The organism is Paenibacillus xylanexedens (assembly GCF_017874615.1).
In the GTDB taxonomy this organism is placed as follows: Bacteria; Bacillota; Bacilli; order Paenibacillales; family Paenibacillaceae; genus Paenibacillus; species Paenibacillus xylanexedens.
The window spans coordinates 291,390-313,526 of record NZ_JAGIKV010000008.1 but is presented as its reverse complement, the minus strand read 5'-3'; the positions used below and the strand labels follow the sequence as shown (position 1 = coordinate 313,526).

17 protein-coding genes and 1 rRNA gene are annotated in these 22,137 nt (G+C 45.7%); 6 read left to right on the top strand and 12 right to left on the bottom strand.

The window, feature by feature from the left end; genetic code table 11:
- The 3 genes from J2Z28_RS13425 to gyrA all read right to left on the bottom strand — a co-directional run.
- Positions 1 to 299 (bottom strand): 16S ribosomal RNA (locus tag J2Z28_RS13425); the annotation flags it as partial.
- 466 nt (positions 300 to 765) lie between these two features.
- Positions 766 to 1,884 carry an HD-GYP domain-containing protein gene (locus J2Z28_RS13420; protein WP_211082879.1) on the bottom strand — a complete coding sequence of 373 codons (1,119 nt, stop codon included), beginning with the start codon at positions 1,882 to 1,884 and terminating at the stop codon, positions 766 to 768.
- 223 nt (positions 1,885 to 2,107) lie between these two features.
- The gene (gyrA, locus tag J2Z28_RS13415) at positions 2,108 to 4,672 is read right to left on the bottom strand and encodes a DNA gyrase subunit A (protein ID WP_211082878.1); all 2,565 of its coding nucleotides are present in this window, start codon (positions 4,670 to 4,672) and stop codon (positions 2,108 to 2,110) included.
- 425 nt (positions 4,673 to 5,097) lie between these two features.
- Between gyrA and J2Z28_RS13410 the strand changes: the two genes are divergently transcribed.
- On the top strand, positions 5,098 to 6,045 hold the full coding sequence (locus J2Z28_RS13410; protein ID WP_211082877.1) for a YheC/YheD family protein: 948 nt from the start codon (positions 5,098 to 5,100) through the stop codon (positions 6,043 to 6,045).
- 93 nt (positions 6,046 to 6,138) lie between these two features.
- Here the strand turns inward: J2Z28_RS13410 and gyrB are convergent, their stop codons facing one another.
- The 9 genes from gyrB to J2Z28_RS13365 all read right to left on the bottom strand — a co-directional run bounded on the left by gyrB (position 6,139) and on the right by J2Z28_RS13365 (position 17,302).
- Positions 6,139 to 8,049 (bottom strand): DNA topoisomerase (ATP-hydrolyzing) subunit B, encoded by a 1,911-nt coding sequence (gene gyrB, locus J2Z28_RS13405; RefSeq protein WP_211082876.1) that lies wholly within the window; start codon positions 8,047 to 8,049, stop codon positions 6,139 to 6,141.
- A gap of 143 nt (positions 8,050 to 8,192) precedes the next feature.
- The gene (gene remB / locus J2Z28_RS13400; RefSeq protein WP_017691405.1) at positions 8,193 to 8,441 is read right to left on the bottom strand and encodes an extracellular matrix regulator RemB; all 249 of its coding nucleotides are present in this window, start codon (positions 8,439 to 8,441) and stop codon (positions 8,193 to 8,195) included.
- A 14-nt stretch (positions 8,442 to 8,455) separates the two neighbouring features.
- Positions 8,456 to 9,568, bottom strand: coding sequence for a DNA replication/repair protein RecF (gene recF, locus J2Z28_RS13395; RefSeq protein ID WP_017691406.1), 1,113 nt, complete (start codon positions 9,566 to 9,568; stop codon positions 8,456 to 8,458).
- A 57-nt stretch (positions 9,569 to 9,625) separates the two neighbouring features.
- On the bottom strand, positions 9,626 to 9,841 hold the full coding sequence (gene yaaA, locus J2Z28_RS13390) for a S4 domain-containing protein YaaA (RefSeq protein ID WP_036611994.1): 216 nt from the start codon (positions 9,839 to 9,841) through the stop codon (positions 9,626 to 9,628).
- Between the two features lie 16 nt (positions 9,842 to 9,857).
- Entirely contained in the window at positions 9,858 to 11,000 is a 1,143-nt protein-coding gene (dnaN, locus tag J2Z28_RS13385) for a DNA polymerase III subunit beta (protein ID WP_017691408.1), read from the bottom strand.
- Between the two features lie 220 nt (positions 11,001 to 11,220).
- The gene (gene dnaA, locus J2Z28_RS13380; protein WP_211082875.1) at positions 11,221 to 12,567 is read right to left on the bottom strand and encodes a chromosomal replication initiator protein DnaA; all 1,347 of its coding nucleotides are present in this window, start codon (positions 12,565 to 12,567) and stop codon (positions 11,221 to 11,223) included.
- 872 nt (positions 12,568 to 13,439) lie between these two features.
- Positions 13,440 to 14,987: a gluconokinase gene (gene gntK, locus J2Z28_RS13375; protein ID WP_211082874.1), complete on the bottom strand. Its 1,548-nt coding sequence runs from the start codon at positions 14,985 to 14,987 to the stop codon at positions 13,440 to 13,442.
- Positions 14,988 to 15,053: 66 nt separating this feature from the next.
- Positions 15,054 to 16,415 (bottom strand): GntT/GntP/DsdX family permease, encoded by a 1,362-nt coding sequence (locus tag J2Z28_RS13370; protein ID WP_211082873.1) that lies wholly within the window; start codon positions 16,413 to 16,415, stop codon positions 15,054 to 15,056.
- A gap of 212 nt (positions 16,416 to 16,627) precedes the next feature.
- The gene (locus J2Z28_RS13365; RefSeq protein ID WP_211082872.1) at positions 16,628 to 17,302 is read right to left on the bottom strand and encodes a GntR family transcriptional regulator; all 675 of its coding nucleotides are present in this window, start codon (positions 17,300 to 17,302) and stop codon (positions 16,628 to 16,630) included.
- Positions 17,303 to 17,878: 576 nt separating this feature from the next.
- Between J2Z28_RS13365 and rpmH the strand changes: the two genes are divergently transcribed.
- From rpmH to mnmE, 5 genes are all read left to right on the top strand, one after another.
- Positions 17,879 to 18,013: a 50S ribosomal protein L34 gene (gene rpmH / locus J2Z28_RS13360; RefSeq protein WP_017691413.1), complete on the top strand. Its 135-nt coding sequence runs from the start codon at positions 17,879 to 17,881 to the stop codon at positions 18,011 to 18,013.
- A gap of 355 nt (positions 18,014 to 18,368) precedes the next feature.
- The gene (gene rnpA, locus J2Z28_RS13355; protein WP_036611981.1) at positions 18,369 to 18,719 is read left to right on the top strand and encodes a ribonuclease P protein component; all 351 of its coding nucleotides are present in this window, start codon (positions 18,369 to 18,371) and stop codon (positions 18,717 to 18,719) included.
- A 75-nt stretch (positions 18,720 to 18,794) separates the two neighbouring features.
- Positions 18,795 to 19,673 carry a YidC/Oxa1 family membrane protein insertase gene (locus J2Z28_RS13350; RefSeq protein WP_211082871.1) on the top strand — a complete coding sequence of 293 codons (879 nt, stop codon included), beginning with the start codon at positions 18,795 to 18,797 and terminating at the stop codon, positions 19,671 to 19,673.
- On the top strand, positions 19,670 to 20,371 hold the full coding sequence (gene jag / locus J2Z28_RS13345; protein WP_211082870.1) for an RNA-binding cell elongation regulator Jag/EloR: 702 nt from the start codon (positions 19,670 to 19,672) through the stop codon (positions 20,369 to 20,371). The genes J2Z28_RS13350 and jag overlap by 4 nt, the downstream gene beginning before the upstream one ends.
- A 210-nt stretch (positions 20,372 to 20,581) precedes the next feature.
- Entirely contained in the window at positions 20,582 to 21,958 is a 1,377-nt protein-coding gene (gene mnmE, locus J2Z28_RS13340) for a tRNA uridine-5-carboxymethylaminomethyl(34) synthesis GTPase MnmE (RefSeq protein ID WP_211082869.1), read from the top strand.
- Positions 21,959 to 22,137 lie beyond the last annotated feature (179 nt).

The window sequence follows — 22,137 nt, the reverse complement described above, 5'->3', positions numbered from 1 at the left end:
CTACGCATCGTCGCCTTGGTGAGCCGTTACCTCACCAACTAGCTAATGCGCCGCAGGCCCATCCCCAAGTGACAGATTGCTCCGTCTTTCCAGTTTCCTTCAGGCGAAGAAAACAATTATTCGGTATTAGCTACCGTTTCCGGTAGTTGTCCCAAACTTGAGGGCAGGTTGCCTACGTGTTACTCACCCGTCCGCCGCTAACTATCAGAGAAGCAAGCTTCTCTTCAAGTCCGCTCGACTTGCATGTATTAGGCATGCCGCCAGCGTTCGTCCTGAGCCAGGATCAAACTCTCCAATAAAGTATTGAAAAGAGCGATAAGCTCATTTTGAATCTGACGAGATTAAAAATCTCATTTGTGCTCCAGCCGATCCAAGCCAAGGCTTGTTTCAAACTTTCGCGTTCATTCTGCAAGCAGAATGTTTACTCACTCGTTGTTCAGTTTTCAAAGATCAAACTTGTTTCGTTACCGAATGTTGTTCTCTTCAGCAACTTTTATATCTTATCACATCCGAACCAACTTTGCAAGCTCTTTTTTTAAGTTTCTTTCGAAGCTTATTTCATTTGCTTGCCGCACCGTGTAAACCGTGTTTTCTTGGCCGGACTTAGAATATACCATGTAGAAATTTTGAATGCAAGTCTTTTTTTGAGTAATTATTTATAACTCTACAATCTTTCTGTTTTTTCTACACTTCCACATTTATCTCACGTAAAAAGCCTCTCTATAAAAGAAAGGCCCTCTCATCAAGTTACTTTAATATCTATTGTTATCCGATAACCTCTTGGATGTGAAGCTGCCGTTGCTGCATTAGGTTAATGATGGTTCCTTCTACTGACACCATAGGCCGTGTAGGATGATCTCGATCAGAGAATACGATCTCTCCAATCTGGTTATTGCTGAGTTTTACTCGGATGCCATTATGGATCTGGGTCGAACGTTGAACAAATACTCTTACGATTGCAGGGTCCAATTTCCCAAATGCCTCACTTTGAATCTGTTCTAGTACTAGGTATGGTGATTGTGCCTTGCGGTAGATCTTCTCCAGCGTCATAGCGTGGAAAATATCGGCGATAGCTACAATCTTGGCATAAATATGAATTTGCGTCCCACTAAGCTGCAACGGGTAGCCTGATCCATCCACTTTTTCATGATGCTGCAAAGCTGCAAGTCTGGCTCCCTCATTAATGGCCTTTGCCTGTTTAAGGATCTGATAACCATATTTCGTATGCTGACGAATCTCCTCCTGCTCTGTAGCCGTCAACGTGGATGGTTTATGGAGAATCTGCGGATCTACCTTATTGTTACCAATATCATGGAACAAGCCTGCAAAAGCCACTTGCATCCAATCCTTGGAGGGGAGATCGATCCATTGAGCCAATTGATAGGATGTGATCGCACTCAGTACGGCATGGTGATATACATAATCATGTTCTTGCATTACTCGTGGACTGAAGGTAAGCACATTATATTGTTTGAGATGTGAAAATACAGCCTCCAACTGTGTACGTAACTCATAGACAGGCAATTCAGCCGCCAGAGAGGACAGGAAAGCATTTTTGGTTAGTCCGACCATCTTCTCATACTCATCCTGCAAAGACGTTACTACAGGAGTTGTGGTGACGTTCCCTGTCTTCCCTGCCCGTTCACCATTGTTGTCATTGGCAGAACTTCCTGCGGACACAGATGCACCTTTGGTTCCCGTACTACTCGACGCCATTCTTTCTTGTTCAATATCTACCTGTTGAATCATAAAGGCTCTGAGCACTTCCATATCCTTGGGTAAAATGACTTTTCCCTTCTGAAGTAGAACGTTGCCGCGAAGTGTTTGCACATCACTCCCAAGTTTGAGTCCTGGTTTGACTTCTGACAGGGTGATTAATCCCATGTGTATTCCCCTCACTCATCGTTCTTCTATGTTAATACAAACAAGACCATAGTGCCGGTTTTTCATGATATTTCCCATTATATTACTCAGGAATCAGGCTGTACATCCCAGATTCGGAAGAATAAAAAGAAGAGATTCCTTTATACAAACAAAAGGGCTCCCCGTGGGAGCCCTCGCAATCTTCTTCCAATCTCCAAGAGATCAGTCTTTATAAAATTCTATTTTATGCTTCCGAACCGGAATCGTCGTCGCCCTCAACTTCATTAACCTCAGCGTCAGAAACGGTGCCTTCTTCCAAGCTTACTACCGGAGCTTGGGACTCCTCGCCTTCCAAGCCTTCAAGCGACTCATCGTCTGGTTCCTCTTCATTTTTGTCAATTCGGCTGACTGTAGCTACTGAATCCTCGTCACGAATATGAATCAGCTTCACACCCTGCGTGTATCGACCCATAGTGGATATGCCTTCCATGCTCATCCGGATCAACGTACCGCTAGACGTGATAATCATCAGATCCTCTTCGGTTTTAACCATTTTGAGGCTGACTACTGAGCCGTTCTTCTCTGTGACATTAATAGTCTTGATCCCTTTACCGCCACGAGTCTGCATCCGATAATCACTGACAGGTGTACGTTTACCGTAACCCTTGGCTGTAACGATCAGAACATCAAGCTCTTTATCAACTACATCCATGCCGATAACAGCATCCTGTTTATCCAATGTAATCCCTTTGACCCCGGTTGCGCTACGTCCCATGGAACGTACGTTACCTTCCGAGAATCGAATAGACATTCCGTGAGCTGTACCCATGATGATCTCTTGCAATCCATCGGTCAGCTTAACATCGATCAGAACGTCATCATCACGTAAGGAAATACCGATCAAGCCACCTTTGCGAATATTGGTGTAATCCTCAAGTGGCGTCTTCTTCACAACCCCTTGGCGGGTAGCAAAGAACAAGTATCTGTCACTTTCGAATTCCTGAACCGGAATTACGGCATTGACCGATTCACCCTGCTCGATCTGGATCAGGTTGATAATCGGAGTTCCCCGTGCGGTACGTCCAAGCTCTGGAATCTCGTAAGCTTTGAGACGGTACACTTTACCTTTGTCGGTGAAGAACATGAGGTAGTTGTGAGAGTTGGTCACAAACAGATGCTCGACAAAGTCGGTATCTTTCGTATCCATTCCCACGACCCCACGTCCACCACGTTTCTGGCTGCGGTATGTGGATACCGGCAGACGTTTCACGTAGCCTGTATGAGTAATCGTAATAATAACCTCTTCACGTGGAATCAGGTCCTCATCCAGAATACTCTCTTCACCTACAGTGATCTCCGTACGACGATCATCGCTGAAGCGGTCGCGGATCTCTTGCAGCTCCGTACTGATAATCTCAAGCACCAGATGCTCATTCGCCAGAATTTCGCGATACTCTCTGATTTTGACCATCAGTTCGTTATATTCATTTTCAATACGTTCGCGTTCCAGACCTGTGAGGCGTTGCAAACGCATATCGAGAATCGCTTGAGCCTGATCATGACTGAGTGAAAAACGCTCAATCAAACCTTCTCTGGCTGCATCTGCATTACTGGATGAACGAATCAATGTAATAATCTCATCGATATGATCCAGCGCAATACGTAAGCCTTCCAGAATGTGTGCACGAGCTTCAGCCTTCTTCAGTTCAAACTGCGTACGTCTGCGAATAACCTCAATCTGATGCTGCAGATAGTGATACAACACTTCACGCAAGTTCAGAATTTTAGGTTCTTTATTAACAATCGCAAGCATGTTAATTCCGAAAGTGGATTGCATCGATGTATGTTTGTACAAGTTGTTCAGAACAACCCCCGGATTCACGTCTCTGCGAAGCTCAATTACAACCCGCATACCGTTACGGTCAGACTCATCACGAAGGTCTGTAATGCCATCAATCTTTTTATCACGTACCAACTCGGCGATTTTCTCAACGAGTCTCGCCTTGTTCACCTGATAAGGTAGCTCCGTAACGATAATTTTCGCCTTATTGTTATTCTCTTCGATGTTGGTTTTAGCCCGCATCGTTACAGAACCACGTCCGGTCTGATACGCCTGACGAATACCTGAACGGCCCAAAATGTAGCCGGACGTAGGGAAGTCTGGTCCTTGAATGTAATCCATGAGTTCCATGGATGTAATGTCCGGATTTTGAATCATGGCCTGTACACCATCAATGACCTCGCCCAGATTATGAGGAGGAATATTGGTGGCCATACCTACCGCGATCCCGCCGACCCCATTGACAAGCAAGTTAGGAAAACGAGCAGGCAGGACGATTGGCTCATGTTCTTCACCGTCATAGTTCGGCTGGAAATCAATCGTATCCTTGTTGATATCTCTGAGCATTTCCATAGCAATCTTGGACAAACGTGCTTCGGTATAACGCATGGCTGCTGCCATATCACCATCGACCGATCCAAAGTTACCATGTCCATCTACATGCATATAACGCAGGGAGAAATCCTGTGCCATCCGTACCATCGTCTCGTAAACAGCAGAGTCACCGTGTGGGTGATACTTACCGATAACTTCGCCGACGATTCTGGCTGATTTTTTATGTGGTTTATCGGGTGTCATGCCGAGCTCTGACATCGCGTACAGAATACGCCGGTGAACCGGCTTCAATCCATCACGCACGTCAGGTAAGGCACGGCTAACGATGATGCTCATCGCATAATCCATAAACGATTCACGCATCTCGACGCCTATATCCCGATCTGTAATCTGAGAGTTCATTTCTTCCGCCATGCTGGACCTCCTTCTTGTCCTTCAACAAACGTTCCATTCCGTCATGCAAAAAATTGATTATATGTGAAAAGCCTAACAAGGCTAAAACCGCGCAAGAACGCTACTCTTTATTATATTACTTTCACAAAAGTTACACAATTAAACGTCCGCTGGGCAATAGCCTTTCTTCCGGGAACTTCTGCGTGTCTGGGGATACGCCCTGCCTTCCTCCCCAATTGCACATACAATGCTAGAAAAACGGCATATGTACTGTGCCTACCGAGGCTAAAGCCATTCCCGTCCTACGATCAAACTGCAAATTGTGCAGCTCATCGCACAAAACGCCATATTTCTCTATTATACCACTGAAATCGTCTCTTGTCCTTTGATTTCTCCGTGTCTTTCCCTCTTTAGAACTGAACAAAACATGAAAGGACTGATGAATCTTGGGTATCCAACGCGTCTCCAGCAAATGGGCCAAAACAGCCGTGTTACAACGCAGTCGCATTGTGAATGAATATATCCCAGTGACCCGAAAATATAGCCGTCAAACTCTGGAACGAATGACTGAATTATTTGAGTCCAACTATATCAAACCGGACCGTGGCACTTACGGTAATGGCGTTATGCGGGTGAGAACAACCCGTTTATACGAACCTGTTGTTAATTCCGAAGATTCCACCACAGATGCAGAGGTTTCGGAAGAAACCAATGATCGAAACCTGCCGGATGAACCCGAAGCAAGTGCTATTATCTCCAGAGCTACCTATCTCACAACAACATATCATCTCCAATACGGTACAGAGGAGAGATCATTTCATTCCCTGGACGAACTCGAACGAGCACTGAATGATCGCATTCAGGAACGTGATTATATCATTCAACAGGGAATCTCGCTGATGAAGCATGGAGATTTGCCTTTTGACTTGCGTGTGTTAACTCAGAAAAATCTGCAACACAACTGGGAAACAACAGGTATTCTGGGACGTGTTGCTGCGCCAGGCAAAATCATCACCAACATTCATGGCGGCGGACGATTGGGCACGTTTGAAGAACTCGTACTCCCCCATCTTCACCAGGATGGCTTCAAAAAACTTCGCACTGAGCTGTACCGCTTAGGTATTCATACCGCTGTGCAATTGCAAACATCATTTCCAAGACTCAAAGAGATTGGTATTGATATTGCGCTAGACAAAGCAGGGCGTCCTTGGATTCTTGAAGTCAACACACTGCCAGGCATTTACGCCTTTGGCTTATTACCGGACAAGGAGACGTACCGGAAGATCAAACGCTATGCAATTGCGTACGGTCGTTTGCCCTCCAAAAAGAGTAAGAGTTCTCGTCCATCCCCCAAAGCACAGGCCTCGTCAACCAAAAAACGTGTACGTCGATAACAAAGGGATACGGAATTCTAAGTATGCGCCTTCCCTGTTCCATACCTTCCCTAATATAAAAAAGGCGCCCTCTCAGGCGCCTCTTCGAATATGTTAAATGTCGAGGTTTTTCACGTATTTTGCATTTTCCTGGATAAAGTCACGACGCGGTTCAACGTTATCCCCCATCAGGGTGTCAAACATGGTATCGGCAAGTATGGCATCATTGATCGACACTTGCATCATGGCCCGGCTTTCCGGATCCATCGTCGTTTCCCATAATTGTCCGGCATTCATCTCACCGAGACCTTTGTAACGCTGAATGTTGAATTTCGCATTTTCGCCGAGCGTAGCAATAATTTCATCGCGCTCTTTCTCGGAACCGGCATAGCGAATCACTTTGTTACGCTCAATCTTGAACAATGGCGGCTGAGCAATATATACATAGCCTGCCTCAATGATTTTACGCATGTACCGATACAGGAATGTCAGCAGCAGTGTTCGGATATGAGCACCATCGACATCGGCATCGGTCATCAAAATGATTTTGTGATAACGGGCTTTGGCAATATCGAAGTCATCACCAATACCTGTACCCATCGCCGTAATAATTGCTCTAATCTCGGCATTACCCAAGATCCGGTCCAGACGCGCTTTTTCAACGTTCAAAATCTTACCACGCAACGGCAAAATCGCTTGGAAATGACGATCCCGGCCTTGCTTCGCTGATCCGCCTGCAGAGTCACCTTCGACGATGTACAATTCGCTGATGGAAGCATCCTTGGATGAACAGTCGGCCAGTTTACCTGGAAGTGAGCTTACTTCGAGTGCACCTTTACGACGTGTCAGTTCACGGGCTTTACGGGCAGCTTCACGCGCACGTGCTGCTTGCAGCCCTTTTTCCAAAATGCGACGGGATACGGAAGGATTCTCTTCCAGAAACTCCTGAAGTTTCTCGGCAAACAAGGATTCGACAATACCACGCACTTCGCTGTTGCCCAGCTTGGTCTTCGTCTGTCCTTCAAATTGTGGTTCCGGAATCTTGACCGAAATAATGGCCGTCAAACCTTCACGCACGTCATCTCCGGAAAGGTTCCCCGTGCTGTCCTTGATTACACCCGCCTTACGAGCATAGTCGTTGATGATCCGTGTAAGGGCACTCTTGAAACCTGATTCATGCGTTCCGCCCTCATGCGTGTTGATATTGTTCGCGAAGGAATAGATATTCTCGGTGTAGTTGTCATTGTATTGCAGGGCAACTTCCACCTGAATGTTATCTCTGGAACCTTCGACGTAAATTGGATTCTCATGCAGGACTTCGCGCTTCTGGTTCAGGTAGGAGACGTATTCGATAATGCCGCCTTCGTACATGAACGAGTTGGTTGCACCGGTACGCTCATCCGTCAATGTAAGACCGATGCCCTTGTTCAGGAATGCCAGCTCACGAATCCGGGCAAGCAAGATGTCATATTCGAACACTCTTGTTTCCGTGAAAATTTCAGGATCTGGATGGAATCTAACTGTTGTTCCCGTTTCTTCGGTTGTACCGATCACTTTCAGGTCATACTGTGGAGCTCCACGGCGGTATTCCTGTTGATACACTTGGCCGTCAACCTTAACTGTAACAACAACTTTCTCTGATAGAGCATTGACGACCGATACCCCCACCCCATGAAGACCACCGGATACTTTGTACCCGCCACCGCCAAATTTACCACCCGCATGCAGAACAGTCATAACAACCTCAAGCGCAGGACGTTTCATTTTGGCATGTTCACCGACGGGAATTCCCCGCCCATTATCGACTACAGTGACGCTGTTATCTTCATGAATAGTAACTTCGATATGATCACAATAACCTGCGAGTGCTTCGTCAATACTGTTGTCCACTACTTCCCAAACGAGATGATGCAGACCTTTGGCACTGGTGGAACCAATATACATCCCCGGTCGTTTACGTACGGCTTCCAGCCCTTCAAGTACCTGAATTTCATCTGCACCATATGACGGTTGATTCATAGACATGCTTTCACCTACTTCTATAGATTCAATATCGTAAATATGCGTTAACTAAGAATGTTTGCTGAAACCGGCTATGTTCTTCATTTCAGCAAGCTGTCCACATAAAGACAAGCAGCAAAAGACACACTTTTTATGCCACACCAACGCTAGAGATCAGGAAAAATGTGAGCCCGCTTCTTCAGCGTGGCTGAGGAAATAGGCGAGTAGTACACAATGTTTTTGGTCACCACAATGGACTTGGCTTCCTCTTCGCCGATGTGTTCCACTGTTTTTTCCTGCTCGGCATGCGTGACATACTGCTTGGAGATCTTTGAGGATTTTTCAATCGATATATCAAAAATAGCGACCAATTCGGAAGAACGGATGATCTTCTCACCGCCCAGATGAATGTACATAAGCCCCTCACTCCTTAGCGTTCAACCTGTCCGGCATGAACGTGATAAATACTGGCATCTTTGAGCTTGTCAACGTTCAGGCTCTCGATCCCCGTAGCCGTAATAAAGGTTTGCACCTTGCTCTGGAACGTTTCGATCAGCTGCGTCTGGCGAAAAGGGTCCAGCTCGGACAGAACATCATCCAGCAACAGAACTGGATATTCTCCGATTTCTTCATGAATCAGTTCAATTTCCGCAAGTTTAAGGGACAACGCCGTTGTGCGCTGCTGCCCCTGCGAGCCATATGTTTGTACTTCCCGATCGTTAATGAAAAAGGACAGGTCATCCCGATGCGGCCCACTAAGGGTTGTGCCTCGGCGAATCTCCTGCTCTTTCATTTGTGATAATTTTATCATAAATTGGTCCATTAAGACAGCTTCATCTTCCTCAGCGGCTTCGCTGAAGGAAGGAAGGTAGGCCAGCCGCAAGACTTCTCCGCCTCCGGTGATCCCCTGATGAATCGTTTCTGCCCACTTTTGCAGTTTCTTTATGAATTGTTTCCTTTTTTTGACGATTTTAACACCATGCTCGACCAGTTGTTCGTTCCACACCTCAAGCATGGTCTGGGCCGATGCCCCTTTTCCCCATAACTGCTTAAGCAAATTATTTCGTTGGACGAGCACTTTTTGATATTGCTGCAGGTGATACAGGTAGCCAGGTGCAACCTGTCCGATCTCCATGTCAAGAAACCGGCGGCGGACCCCCGGTGTGCCTTTTACAATCTCCAGATCCTCCGGTGCAAACATCACAACATTGAGCGCTCCGACAAAATCACTTAACTTGCGCTGCTCCAAGCCGTTAATCTTTGCTTTTTTGCCTTGTTGCGACAAAGATAGTTCAAGCTTGACCGATCCGTACTTTTTGTCGACCTCTGCTGCAAGTCTGGCACGTTCCTCACCGAAACGGATTAACTCCTTGTCACGGGATGTACGGTGGCTCTTGGTGAGTGCAAGTACAAAAATCGCCTCTGCAAGATTGGTCTTGCCTTGGGCATTTTGCCCGATCAACAAGTTTACGGGACCAAAAGAATCCAGTCTCAGATGTTCATAATTGCGGAAATTCTGCAGATCAATGCTGTTCACAAACACGCGGTAACCTCCCTTTTATCCCGTCCGTCAGGAGGCAGCAGGATCGAACTGGTCTTCTTATTCTGCAGCAACTTCGAATGTGCCTTCTCCGTCCACTTCAACGATATCCCCAGGGTATAACTTACGTCCCCGGCGTTCCTCAGGCTCTTTATTCACACGTACAAGTCCTTCCTGAAGCAGAGCTTTGGCCATACCTCCAGTTGGGATGCAATCAGCCAGTTTCAAAAATTGATCAAGCTTAATATATTCCGTACGAATCGTAACTTGGTTCACTGTGATCTTCCTTTCGTTAGTTGGTCGTCCGATATGGCAATATCACGTAAAGGCTGTGACTGTCATCCAGCGGTTTCAAGATGATTGGACTCATGACTCCTGTAAAAGCGATCATCAGCTGCTCACTTTCAACAACTTTGAGCACATCCAGCATGTATTTGGAGTTGAACGAGATTTTTAACGGATCTCCTGTAAACTCGGCAGGTTCGATTTCTTCTCTTACTTTACCTAGCTCGGAAGAGCTTGAAGAAATTTCAACGGATCCTGAATCCATCGTTTGCATACGCACGATGTTTGTTTTCTCTTCACGCGACAGCAAATAAGCCCGGTCAATGGATTCGCTTAATTTTTTTGTATCTAAAACAAGTTCTGTTTTGTATGACGTTGGAATAATTCTAGAAGTATCCGGATATGTTCCGTCCAAAATACGGGAGTAGAACAATACACGGTCGATTTTGAACAGGACCTGGTTATCTGCAACAACGATATCCACAAGGGTATTTTGATCCGGAACAATTTTGCTGAGTTCGTTCAGCGTTTTACCGGAAATGACCACGTTGTTGAAGCGGATACCTTCTGCATTATCCAGCATTGCTGATCGAGTAGCAAGACGGTGGCGGTCTGTTGCCACAAATTTCAATTCGTTGTCACCCAAACTCCAGAGTACACCTGTCAGGATTGGAGTAGTCTCATGTGTGGAAATGGAGAAGACCGTTTGTTTGATCATATTTTTCAGCAAATCTCCTGGAATGGAGACGGTTTGGTTTTCTTCGATGCTTGGCAGTACCGGGAATTCTTCCGGATCAAGACCTACCAGTTGAATTTCGGTAGCACCTGCGGAGATAAAGGTGTTGAAGTTCTCTTTGACTTCCATGTGCACTTCCTGTGATGGCAGCTTCTTGATGATTTCCACAAAAAACTTGGCTGGCAAAACTACACTGCCGGGTTGATCTACCTGAACTACGCTTTTATCTCCATCTTCAAGCGGGATGAAGGATTGAATGGATATATCGGTGTCACTTGCTGTCAACGTTACACCTTGATGATTCACGTCGAATTTGATACCGCTCAGAATCGGAATCGTCGTACGGCTCGAGATCGCTTTGGATACTTGCTGTATGGAATCGTTTAAGTAGTTTTTCATTATGCTGATTTTCATGGTTTCACTCCTAGCTGATTTTTTGGGTGTTGGGGTGTTAAAAGGTGTTTTTCGAAGGCCGAAGGCTAAGCTCCGAAATGGCTATTTTGGAGATGATATCTTTAAGATCTTTTTAGTAATAATAGTAATAGGGGCACTGAATATGTGGATAAGTGGGTATAAACCCGTACACCCAAGCCTATCCACATGTGTATACGTTGTGCATAGGCTTGGGACTTGTTCAGGTTGGATTCTTTATTTTTTCGGTTAAGTTGTTGATAACTTTATAGAGATCCTGATCGATTTTAATCGCTTGGGATATTTTTTCGTGCGCATGTATGACAGTGGTGTGATCTCGTCCTCCGAATGCTTCCCCAATTTTGGGCAGAGAAAAGTCTGTCAGTTCACGAGAGAGATACATGGCAATCTGTCTTGGGAAGGCAACTGCCTTGGTCCGTTTCCGTGCTTTGAAATCTTCAAGCTTGAGGCTATAATACTCGCCGACCTTTTGTTGGATGTCATGAATAGTGATCATTTTGGGACGACTGGAAGGAATGATGTCCTTCAGTGCTTCAGCTGCCAGATGAGTGGTTACATCTTGATTAGTCAGCGAAGAATAAGCAACGACCCGAATCAGGGCACCTTCCAGTTCACGGATGTTGGTGTCAATCTGGTTGGCAATGTACATCATCGCTTCATTCGGAATATCCAGGTTTTCCGCACGTGCCTTTTTACGCAAAATTGCGATCCTTGTCTCCAAATCTGGAGGCTGGATATCCGTAATTAACCCCCATTCAAAGCGAGAACGAAGCCGTTCTTCCAGTGTCGGAATTTCCTTCGGTGGTCTGTCGCTGGAGATGATAATCTGCTTCCGTTCCTCATGCAGCGCATTAAACGTATGGAAAAATTCCTCTTGTGTTGATTCTTTTCCCGCCAAGAACTGAATATCATCAATGAGCAAAATGTCGACGCTCCGGTATTTGTTACGGAAGCTCTCCCCGCGGTTGTCACGGATCGAGTTAATGAATTCGTTCGTGAATTTCTCAGACGACAAATAAACGACTTTGCTGCCCGGATCATGCTCCAGAACATAATGTCCGATCGCATGCATCAAGTGAGTTTTACCGAGACCTACTCCTCCATACAGAAAGAGAGGATTGTAAGCTTTGGCGGGCGCTTCAGCGACCGCCAGCGATGCGGCATGGGCAAAACGGTTGCCCGGCCCGATGACAAATGTATCGAACGTATATTTCGGATTCAGCATGCTGAGTACCGCTTCTTCCTTTACAACTGTAGGCGTTGGTGCCGGCAGTTGCGGGTCCGGTTCAGCAGGCTTGTTCTCTTCGATGACAAATTTCACATCGACTTGCTTGCCAAGCAGCTCGTATACCGTCGAGCCAACCAATTTGGTGTAACGGCTCTCCAGCCATTCGACGGCAAACGTGGTTGGTGCGGAAATGACGATTGAACGGTCATTCAGCTTGGTGGCTTTGGTTGCTTTGAACCAGGTGTCAAAGCTGGGTTTGCTGAGTTTGTTTTGTATGATTGATAAAATTTGCTGCCATAAATCAGAAGTATGGCTGTCCACAGACTGTCACTCCTTTTACATGTTCCAAGTGTGGCTTAAGCCATGATGCAGTGTCGAAATACGAGATATATTGTTGAATTTATCCCCAAACCCCCGCAGGTCGAAAACAAAAAAAGTATGAACAACGGAAAATTGTTCACAACTTTATCCACAGGCTGTTGATAATATTATGGGTCAGATCACATATTCACATCCAAAAGTAATACAATCATAGCAAAAGAAACCCCGCATTTCAACGTATCGCGTGATTTTATCCACAAATTCAATAACTTGTGTATAATTTTTAGTCACAACACAATATATTGTTTATAAACTGTTTAACTTTCGACAGAATGACCCAAAAACCAAAAATGTTTTATACACAGGTTATCCGTCAAATGATGCCAAATTGTGTGTAAAAGTATTCTTGGTTTGTGAATAACCTGTCTGTGGATAACCGTGTAGTGAAAATGAAGCATGATTGAGATCGGAAAAAGAGTGACCTCTCACCCTCGTGTGTTTCTTGCCAATGGGACGATGATGAAATCCACGAATTCAGTGTCAGGATGGGAGACGGAGAGGGAAGTAAACTCATGCCTTTAATTGAACAAGATCAGTGGTATATTTTCTGAGAAGATGGTGATTCTGTGATCGGCGATGTATAAGAATAATGGACCAAGGGGACTTCATTTTGAGGCATCTGGAATGTAAATTATCCGGATTGAAGAGGTAAGCTGATGCTCAAATATGGAGGTTGAAGTATATGAATGTATAATATGAATTCAAAGGATAGATTATGCATATATAGTAAAAGAGGTTGTCCCCTAAGCCAGATTACTGGGTTTGGAGGACAACCTCTTTTTTGGTGCAGAGACGTAGTATGGATTGATGATTTAGAGACGGGGAAGGGACATCTTACGCTGGAATTCAGCGATATCTGCATACTCCTCTTCCAGTTTGCGAGAGATCCGAATAAAGATAGGCAGCAGCTCTTGGTAGAGTACAGCATTCTCTTTGACAGGGGTATGCCGATGCGTTGTACCGACCATGGAAGAAACGGCATGAAGCGATTGGATCCGCCCTGTAGCGTACAAACCAAGCACAACGGCACCCAGACAGGAACTTTCGAAGCTCTCGGGTACAACCACTTCCTGATTGAAGATATCGGACATCATCTGGCGCCAGAGAGGAGAACGAGCGAACCCACCTGTGGCTTGAATGGAGGTAGGTTGCCCAATCTGTTCTTCCATGGCGAGCAGTACCGTGTATAGGTTGAAAATAACCCCTTCCAGGACAGCACGGATCATATGCTCTTTCTGGTGATGGAGTGTTAAGCCAAAAAAGGAACCACGGGCATCCGGATTCCATAAAGGGGCACGTTCGCCCGAAAGGTACGGATGAAACAGAAGTCCTTCCGATCCCGGCCGGACACGTTCGGCAATTTTGGTCAGCACATCATAGGAATTGATGCCGAGTCGCTTCGCTGTCTCCACTTCAGACGCGGCGAATTCATCCCGTACCCAACGAAACAGCATGCCACCGTTATTCACAGGTCCACCAATGACCCAAAGATTCTCTGTGAGAGCATAACAGAAGGTTCGACCTTTGGGATCGGTAACCGGACGGTCCACGACAGTGCGAATGGCACCGCTGGTTCCGATGGTTGCTGCGACAACACCAGGTTCAATGGCGTTCACGCCGAGATTGGACAAAACCCCGTCACTTGCGCCAATAACGAAGGGCGTGGAGGGGGAGAGAGCCATTTTTTCAGCCGATTCGTGATTCATTCCTTCTAATATATGTGTTGTAGGTACAAGCTTCGAGAGATGGTCGGGTGTAATGCCTGCAACCTCAAGGGCCTCTGCGTCCCAGTCCAGTTGTTCCAGATTGAGCAAACCTGTGCAGGAAGCGATGGAATGGTCGACGACATATTGTCCGAATAGACGGAAGAACAGATATTCTTTAATCGAAATGAATTTGGCGGTGCGCTCAAAAAGTTCAGGTTCATCGTGGCGCAGCCACATTAATTTGGTCAGCGGTGACATGGGATGGATCGGTGTACCTGTGCGCAGGTAGATGCGATGACCCAATCCATTCTCTTGCAGCTTGGCAGACCAAGCTGCACTTCGATTATCCGCCCAGGTGATGCAACGGGTTAAGGGTTTGTTATCCTGTCCCATGGCAATGACACTATGCATAGCCGAGCTGCAGGATACAAACAGGATCTGCTCGGCAGCAACACCACTCTGATCCATGACTCCTCGCACAGAGCGGAGGGCTGCTTGCACAATCTCTTCAGGGTCCTGTTCAGCAACATCGGGTGCAGGGGTATACAAAGGGTATTCCTGTGTTGAGGTACTGACGACGGAGCCTTGCTCGGTAAATAACACGGATTTGGTACTGGTGGTACCAATATCGATCCCAATCATATAGTTGTTCATGTATTTAATCCTTCTTTCTCCAGAAAGCGATGAGATTTTAATTTCTTTCTACTATAGAGAGTCCATTTATACCACTGTACTCAGGAGCAAAATAAAGATCAGTCCCACTACAGATAATAGTGTTTCCATAACGGTCCACGTTTTCAATGTCTGGGAAACGCTCATATTGAAGAATTCTTTGATCATCCAGAATCCTGCATCGTTTACATGGGACAAGATAAGTGACCCCGCACCTGTGGCGAGTACAACCAGCTCAATATTGGCCCCTGGTGTGAGTGCAAGCACTGGAGCGACAATACCGGCGGCTGTTGTCATGGCTACGGTTGCTGAACCGGTAGCTACACGAATGAGCCCAGAGACAAGCCAGGCAAACAGGATCACGTTGATGTTGGCATGGGTAGCGACTTCAGCAATGGCGTTACCTACACCACTATTGATCAATACCTGTTTGAAGGCACCGCCTCCGCCAATAATGAGAATGATGGTCGCCGTAGGCGCCAGACATTCACTGGTGAAGCGGGAAATATCGTGTTTGGTGAATCCACGTGCAAAGCCGAGTGAAAAGAGGGCAAATACAACTGAAATGAGCAAAGCAATGATCTCATGACCGATAAATTCACTGAAAACGGTGAAACCGCTCGTGGCATTTGGGTCAATAATGCTTGCAATGGAACCAATTAGCATCAAAATAACCGGCAGCAATATGGTAAACAGGGTAATACCAAACCCAGGCATGTTGCTGTTTGTTTTGGTTGCGAATTGTTCAGCCAGTTCTGCTGGCGGTTCGGTGTGTATTCTTTTTCCAATAAATTTACCAAACAAGGGACCTGCAATAATCGCTGTAGGAATACCAACAATAAGGGAGTACAAAATGGTTTTACCCAGATCCGCGCTGAAAGCTTCAATCGCTATCATTGGCGCTGGATGGGGTGGAACCAAACCGTGTACAGTCGACAGACCCGCCAAAATGGGAATACCAATCTGCAGCAAAGACATGTTGGTTTTGCGTGCAACGGTGAAAATGATGGGGATCATCAAAATCACGCCGACTTCGAAGAAAACAGGAATACCAACGATAAATCCAACAATCATCATGGCCCAGTGCACACGTTTCACACCGAACCGATCAACCAATGTAGTTGCAATGCGCTCGGCACCGCCGGATTCGGCCATCATCTTACCAAGCATCGTACCGAGAGCAATAACAATTGCGATGGTTCCAAGTGTGCCGCCAAGTCCCCCGGTAATGGAAGAGATCACATCGGCAGGTTTCATGCCTGTAAGCAAACCGAGCATTAATGCGGACAACAGCAGGGTGATAAAGGGATTCCATTTATACTTGGAGATCAAAACGATCAGAAAAATGATCGCAATTAACGTCCAAACCAATAATGTTGCGTTGTGGGATAGTCCAAAAAGAGTGCTCATGATGTGGTGTGCTCCTTTATTTCTGATATAGAACGCTTACAAGTGAAATTATCGTCAACAATTAAAGTTGTGCCCATACTGAAGAAGAGGTGTTGGCGAAAAATGTAGTTTTATCATGCCCAAATTTGAAACAAAATCGCATTTTGTATACTTGTCGACAAGTTAAGACGCAATCATTCACGACGGATATGATTGCAAACGCATTGCATCGATTAAGAATCAAAGCTTTCGTGCAGGGTTTTGCCAGAATCTTGGAAATACGTGCGGACTCCAGCTTGAATGAGTATCTTGTCACCTGATTCAAGTGCTTCAATAAGCAAACGGTGCTTCTCAATTACAGCGCTTACTTTCTGCTCGCCTTGAACAAATACTCTGCGGGTTGTAAGCAGCATAACGGTCATCACAACATATCGAATACTCTTCCATAGATGTGAAATACGGGAATGCTGAGCAGCTTCAATGATGGTTTCGTGGAAAACGAGATCCTGATAGGCGAATTCGACGGCGTCCTGATGCCGTCCAGCAAGTTGCATTTTGTCGATCACGTTACGCAACTGGGTGATTAATGATTCTGGGACATCACCAGCAAGTCGCTGCTGTACAAAACTTTCAATCAGGAAACGGACATCATACAATTCTTCGACATCCTTGATTCGTAGTCCAATGACAACGACACCCATACGTTCAAGTCGAATAAGTCCTTCATTGGACAATGTTCGTAACGCTTCACGGACAGGTGAACGACTGCTGTCAAAATCAGCCGCAATTCGGTTTTCCGACAAAATCTCTCCAGGTCGAAGGGTACCGCTGATGATCCGCAGCCTTAATTCGCAGGCAATGGCTTCACCGCGGGAAGCCCCTTGAAGCCAGGAAGAAGGAAATAACATATGGCTAACGCTCCTATTAATAAGTAATCAGTTCATTACTGATCATAGCATAACTATTTTGCGGACTGGACATTCAGTTCAATCCATAGTCTGTAGCTACAAGCTAACGGCTAATTGTTTTTTCAAAGGACTACTTGTATACAAGATGTGATTTTTATCCTACACCTTTCTCAAAAGCTTGTAAACCTTAATTGAAGCGGATACAACCGGGATAGAATTCGACGATATTAATAGCTTATAATCATTATCCACATGTGAATAACTTTAATCAGGATGTAATGAAGGAGATAACAGGTATTGGAGGGTGTGGATAACTATGAATGCTGAAATATGGTGATTTGATCAGGGTCTGGGGATAACTTTCAGGACTCTCTTCGGGGCTTGGTCATGGTGTTGAAGTGAACGGACTGTGGTCATTACTACGGGTGGGATGGAGAGCGTATATAAAAGAGGAAGAAGCCTTGCGCCTTGCAGTTGACTTTTCCAGGTGGTCATGGTTAAATATATAAAGGTGTTTTCTGTGAAGATGAAAGTGATTCATCACATAAGTATTTCCTTGTGAGGAGGTGCAATACATTGAGACCTACATTCAAACCGAACGTTAGCAAACGTAAAAAAGTTCATGGTTTCCGGAAAAGAATGAGCACGAGCAACGGCCGTAAAATTTTGGCCGCACGTCGCCTTAAAGGCCGTAAAAACCTGAGTGCTTAATGCATTGAAGACCACCGAGGTGGTCTTTTTTTTCTTAATTAGCTCAAATCAGACTGGATGCTGCTACAGATCAGGTCTGAATGGTCTGCGAAAAAGTGCTGAACACACACGATGTATGTTGAGTGAGTTTTCCATTTTTCGAAAACTTACCTTATATAATGATGAACGTTGATAGGTTTAAATGGCCAATCAACATTCATCCCGGATGAATGCGGATCAGTTCAAGTAGCTGGCCAACAATCATCCTAATGAAGTTGTCGCCAAGACGGTTTACCGTCATTCAAGAAAGCCTATACTAAATCAGTAATGAGGCCTCCGTCAATAACATTGGTGGAGAACAGCAAGGAGAAGCGCCGTGTATAAAAGACTGCGTCTACGAAACCGGGCGGACTTTAGCCGTGTATACCGGTATGGAAAATCGTTTGCCAATCATCAATTCGTGGTGTATGGCTGCCGCCGTAAAGATACGGAACAATTTCGAGTGGGCGTATCATGCAGCAAGAAAATCGGAAACGCTGTCGTACGCAACCGGATGAGACGCATGATTAAGGAAATTGTTCGTCATCATGAGCATGAGATCGTCACGCAGATGGATCTGATTTTTATCGTCAGAAAAGGTGCACTGGACATGCCCTATAAGGAAATGGAAAAAAGCCTGCTACACGCGATGCGTAAGGGCTCTCTTTTGAAGTCGAGCAAGCGGTAAGCTTCGGTTTATTTGTCCTCCTAATTATGGTATGATTTTACGATGGAATGGATTGGTTAAGAGAGGGGTTATGAAGTGTCGCGATTGAAGACATCAAAGGGGAAGTGGATTCTCCTCATTGCAGTCATTGCAATGGTCACTGTACTCGCCGGATGTACTCCACAAGGAGCCGGGGTTACTACGGAAGATCTGAAGAATAGTGATTCTTTTTGGCAAGCTAATGTTATTTACTGGTTCTCACTGGCGCTCGATACTTTCGCCAACTGGTTCAACGGTGAATATGGACTGGCCGTCCTCGTGATGGTGCTTATTGTACGGACATTGATTTTACCATTAACAATGAAACAAGTCCGTAGCTCCAAAGCTATGCAGGCGATTCAGCCGCAGCTGAAGGAGATTCAAGCCAAGTTTAAAGATACACCTGAGAAAGTTCAGCAAGAAACGATGAAGTTGTTCCAGGAGAACAAAGTTAATCCGATGGCCGGTTGTCTGCCACTTATCATCCAGATGCCGATTTACATCGCACTTTATAACTCAATTTACGGAAACTCCAGTCTGAGAACGCATGATTTCTTGTGGCTCCAGCTCGGATCACCCGATCACCTGTTTATTTTGCCAGTGCTGGCCGCTATTACAACATTCATTCAAACATGGATGATGATGCGTATGAACCCTGCACAGCAAATTGGTCCGATGCAGTTTATGCTGTGGGTGTACCCGATTTTGATCTTCGTGATGTCTTATCAGTTCCCGTCAGCACTTCCGCTGTACTGGTTCTACAGTAACATCTACACGATCGTGCAAAACTATTTCCTTTACCGGAATAATGATAAAATCGTGGCTGAGGTCAACGTGAAGCAGAATAGCTCTTCCAAAAATGGAGCTAAACGCAAAAACGGTGGCAAAGCGACCGTCTCTGGAAAAGGGTCGAAAGGGGCCAAAAAATCGAAATGACCAAAGTCATTACGTCAGGAAAAACCGTTGAAGATGCTGTAAACCAAGGATTGACCGCGCTTGGCGTAAGTCGGGACAAGGTCGAGATACAAGTGTTAGAGCAGCCGTCAAAAGGATTCCTGGGTTTGTTCGGGGTGAGGGCGGCCAAAGTTGAACTGAAATTATTGCCTGTACCGAAAGTTGTTCCACAGCCGATCAAACCAGCTGCATACAAACCTGAAGTAGATGCATTACTTGAGGATGTCGCAGCTAAAAATCCCTATGAAGAAGCGGCTGCTTTCTTGAAAGAGGTCGCAGCAGGTATGGGACTGGATGTTGAAGTGCATATCAAAAAACAGCGGGATGGACATATCTTCAATATTGCCGGCGAAGATCTGGGCATGATTATTGGTAGACGTGGACAGACGCTGGATGCGCTTCAGTATCTAACGAACATTGTAGCGAACCGATACTCGGAAAGCTTCGTTCGAATTGTGCTCGACGCGGAGAACTTCCGTCAACGTCGGCGGAAGACGCTGGAGGACCTGGCTGAACGGTTGGCCGGACAAGCAATCCGTACCGGTAAGGAAGTTGTACTGGAACCAATGCCTCCGCTCGAACGAAAAGTCATCCATGCAAAACTGCAAAATCACCCGCAGATTAAGACATTAAGTAAGGGCGAAGAGCCTAATCGGCGTGTGGTTATTACGACGAAATAACACGAAATTGAAGACGCAATGGCTTCCTGCCCGGTGCAGAAGCCATTGCTTTTTTCGTACAGAAGCAATTTGATAAGGTGCGTAGAACAAGTAAAGAATGAACTTAATACGATAAGTGACGTGTCATAAGATATATCATTAATAGATTTGAAAATGGATATGGCGTCCCCCGAGGGACGGCAATTTAAAATAGAGCAAGGAGAGATAACTATGATCAGTGATACGATCACAGCGATATCAACGGCTGTCGGAGAGGCGGGTATCGCCGTGATCCGGGTCAGCGGCCCGGAAGCAGTGTCGGAGACGGAAAAGATTTTTCGCAGCAAAACCCCTTTAACTCAGGCAGCATCTCACACGGTTCATTATGGTCATATCATAGATCCCGTTAATGGGGAAAAGATTGAGGAAGTATTGGTTACGGTAATGCGAGCACCACGCTCGTTCACAACAGAAGATGTCGTGGAGATCAGTGCGCATGGCGGTGTAGTGTCTGTAAAACGGGTCATGGACCTGTTGTTGCAGCTTGATATTCGTCTGGCTGAACCCGGTGAGTTCACGAAGCGTGCTTTCCTTAATGGGCGGATTGATCTGTCTCAGGCGGAAGGAGTCATGGATCTTATTCGTTCCAAATCGGACAAGGCTTTCTCGGTTGCATTGAAACAGGTTGAAGGCAAACTATCCTCCAAACTGCGTGATCTACGATATACATTGGTGGAAACACTGGCTCACATTGAAGTGAATATCGATTATCCCGAGCATGATGTGGAGTCGTTAACGTCTGATTTTATTAAAGAAAAGTCCAGTCAGGTTATGACTGAAATTGATAAATTGCTGACTACAGCAGAGCAAGGTAAGATCCTGCGAGAAGGTATCACGACGGCTATCGTTGGAAGACCTAACGTGGGTAAATCCTCATTATTGAACACACTCGCTCAAGATAATCGGGCTATCGTCACGGACATTCCAGGAACAACTCGTGATGTGATCGAGGAGTTCATTACGATTAATAATATCCCACTGAAGTTGCTGGATACGGCAGGAATCCGGGAAACGATGGACGTTGTAGAGAAGATCGGGGTAGAACGTTCTCGTACTGCGGTAAGTGAAGCCGATCTGATCTTGATGGTTGTGAATGCTGCGGAGCCACTTCATCCCGATGAGATTGAATTATTGGAACAAATCCGCGGTAGACAATCGATAATCATTATGAATAAAATGGACTTAACGCCACAGGTAGAACGTGACGTGCTGCTTCGTTACATTCCGGAAGAACGGCTTGTACCGATGTCGGTGAAAGATGATCTGGGTGTGGATCGACTGGAAGGTGCCATCTCTACGCTATTCTTCAGTGGTAAACTAGAGTCCGCAGACCTGACCTATGTCAGTAATGTGCGTCATATTGCTTTGCTCAAAAAAGCGAAGCAGTCCCTGGTGGATGCCTATGAAGCAGCAGAGCAGTTCATTCCGATCGATATGATTCAGATTGATGTTCGTTTGGCGTGGGAGCATTTGGGCGAGATTGTTGGAGATACAGCACATGATGCATTAATTGATCAGATTTTCTCCCAGTTCTGTCTAGGAAAGTAAAAATAATATACTGCCGATTGAGTTAAATCGTAGTGTATGATGGAGAGGTACAATTTCTGCCTGTTGTCAAAGGATAGAATGATATTGTAGCCATTACGTGTTGGTTTCATATAGATAGGAATGCAAGTTCCGATGAACGGTTAGAAGTAGTTTCATTATTGTAGAACATGATCCGTCTG

Coding starts and splice junctions, on each gene's coding strand:
- J2Z28_RS13420 (WP_211082879.1), bottom strand. CDS start 1,884: ATGGGATTAATCACCCTGTCAGAAGTCAAACCAGGACTCAAACTTGGG.
- gyrA (WP_211082878.1), bottom strand. CDS start 4,672: ATGGCGGAAGAAATGAACTCTCAGATTACAGATCGGGATATAGGCGTC.
- gyrB (WP_211082876.1), bottom strand. CDS start 8,049: ATGTCTATGAATCAACCGTCATATGGTGCAGATGAAATTCAGGTACTT.
- remB (WP_017691405.1), bottom strand. CDS start 8,441: ATGTACATTCATCTGGGCGGTGAGAAGATCATCCGTTCTTCCGAATTG.
- dnaN (WP_017691408.1), bottom strand. CDS start 11,000: ATGAAAATCAGCATAATGAAAAACTACTTAAACGATTCCATACAGCAA.
- gntK (WP_211082874.1), bottom strand. CDS start 14,987: ATGAACAACTATATGATTGGGATCGATATTGGTACCACCAGTACCAAA.
- J2Z28_RS13370 (WP_211082873.1), bottom strand. CDS start 16,415: ATGAGCACTCTTTTTGGACTATCCCACAACGCAACATTATTGGTTTGG.
- J2Z28_RS13365 (WP_211082872.1), bottom strand. CDS start 17,302: ATGTTATTTCCTTCTTCCTGGCTTCAAGGGGCTTCCCGCGGTGAAGCC.
- jag (WP_211082870.1), top strand. CDS start 19,670: ATGACCAAAGTCATTACGTCAGGAAAAACCGTTGAAGATGCTGTAAAC.
- mnmE (WP_211082869.1), top strand. CDS start 20,582: ATGATCAGTGATACGATCACAGCGATATCAACGGCTGTCGGAGAGGCG.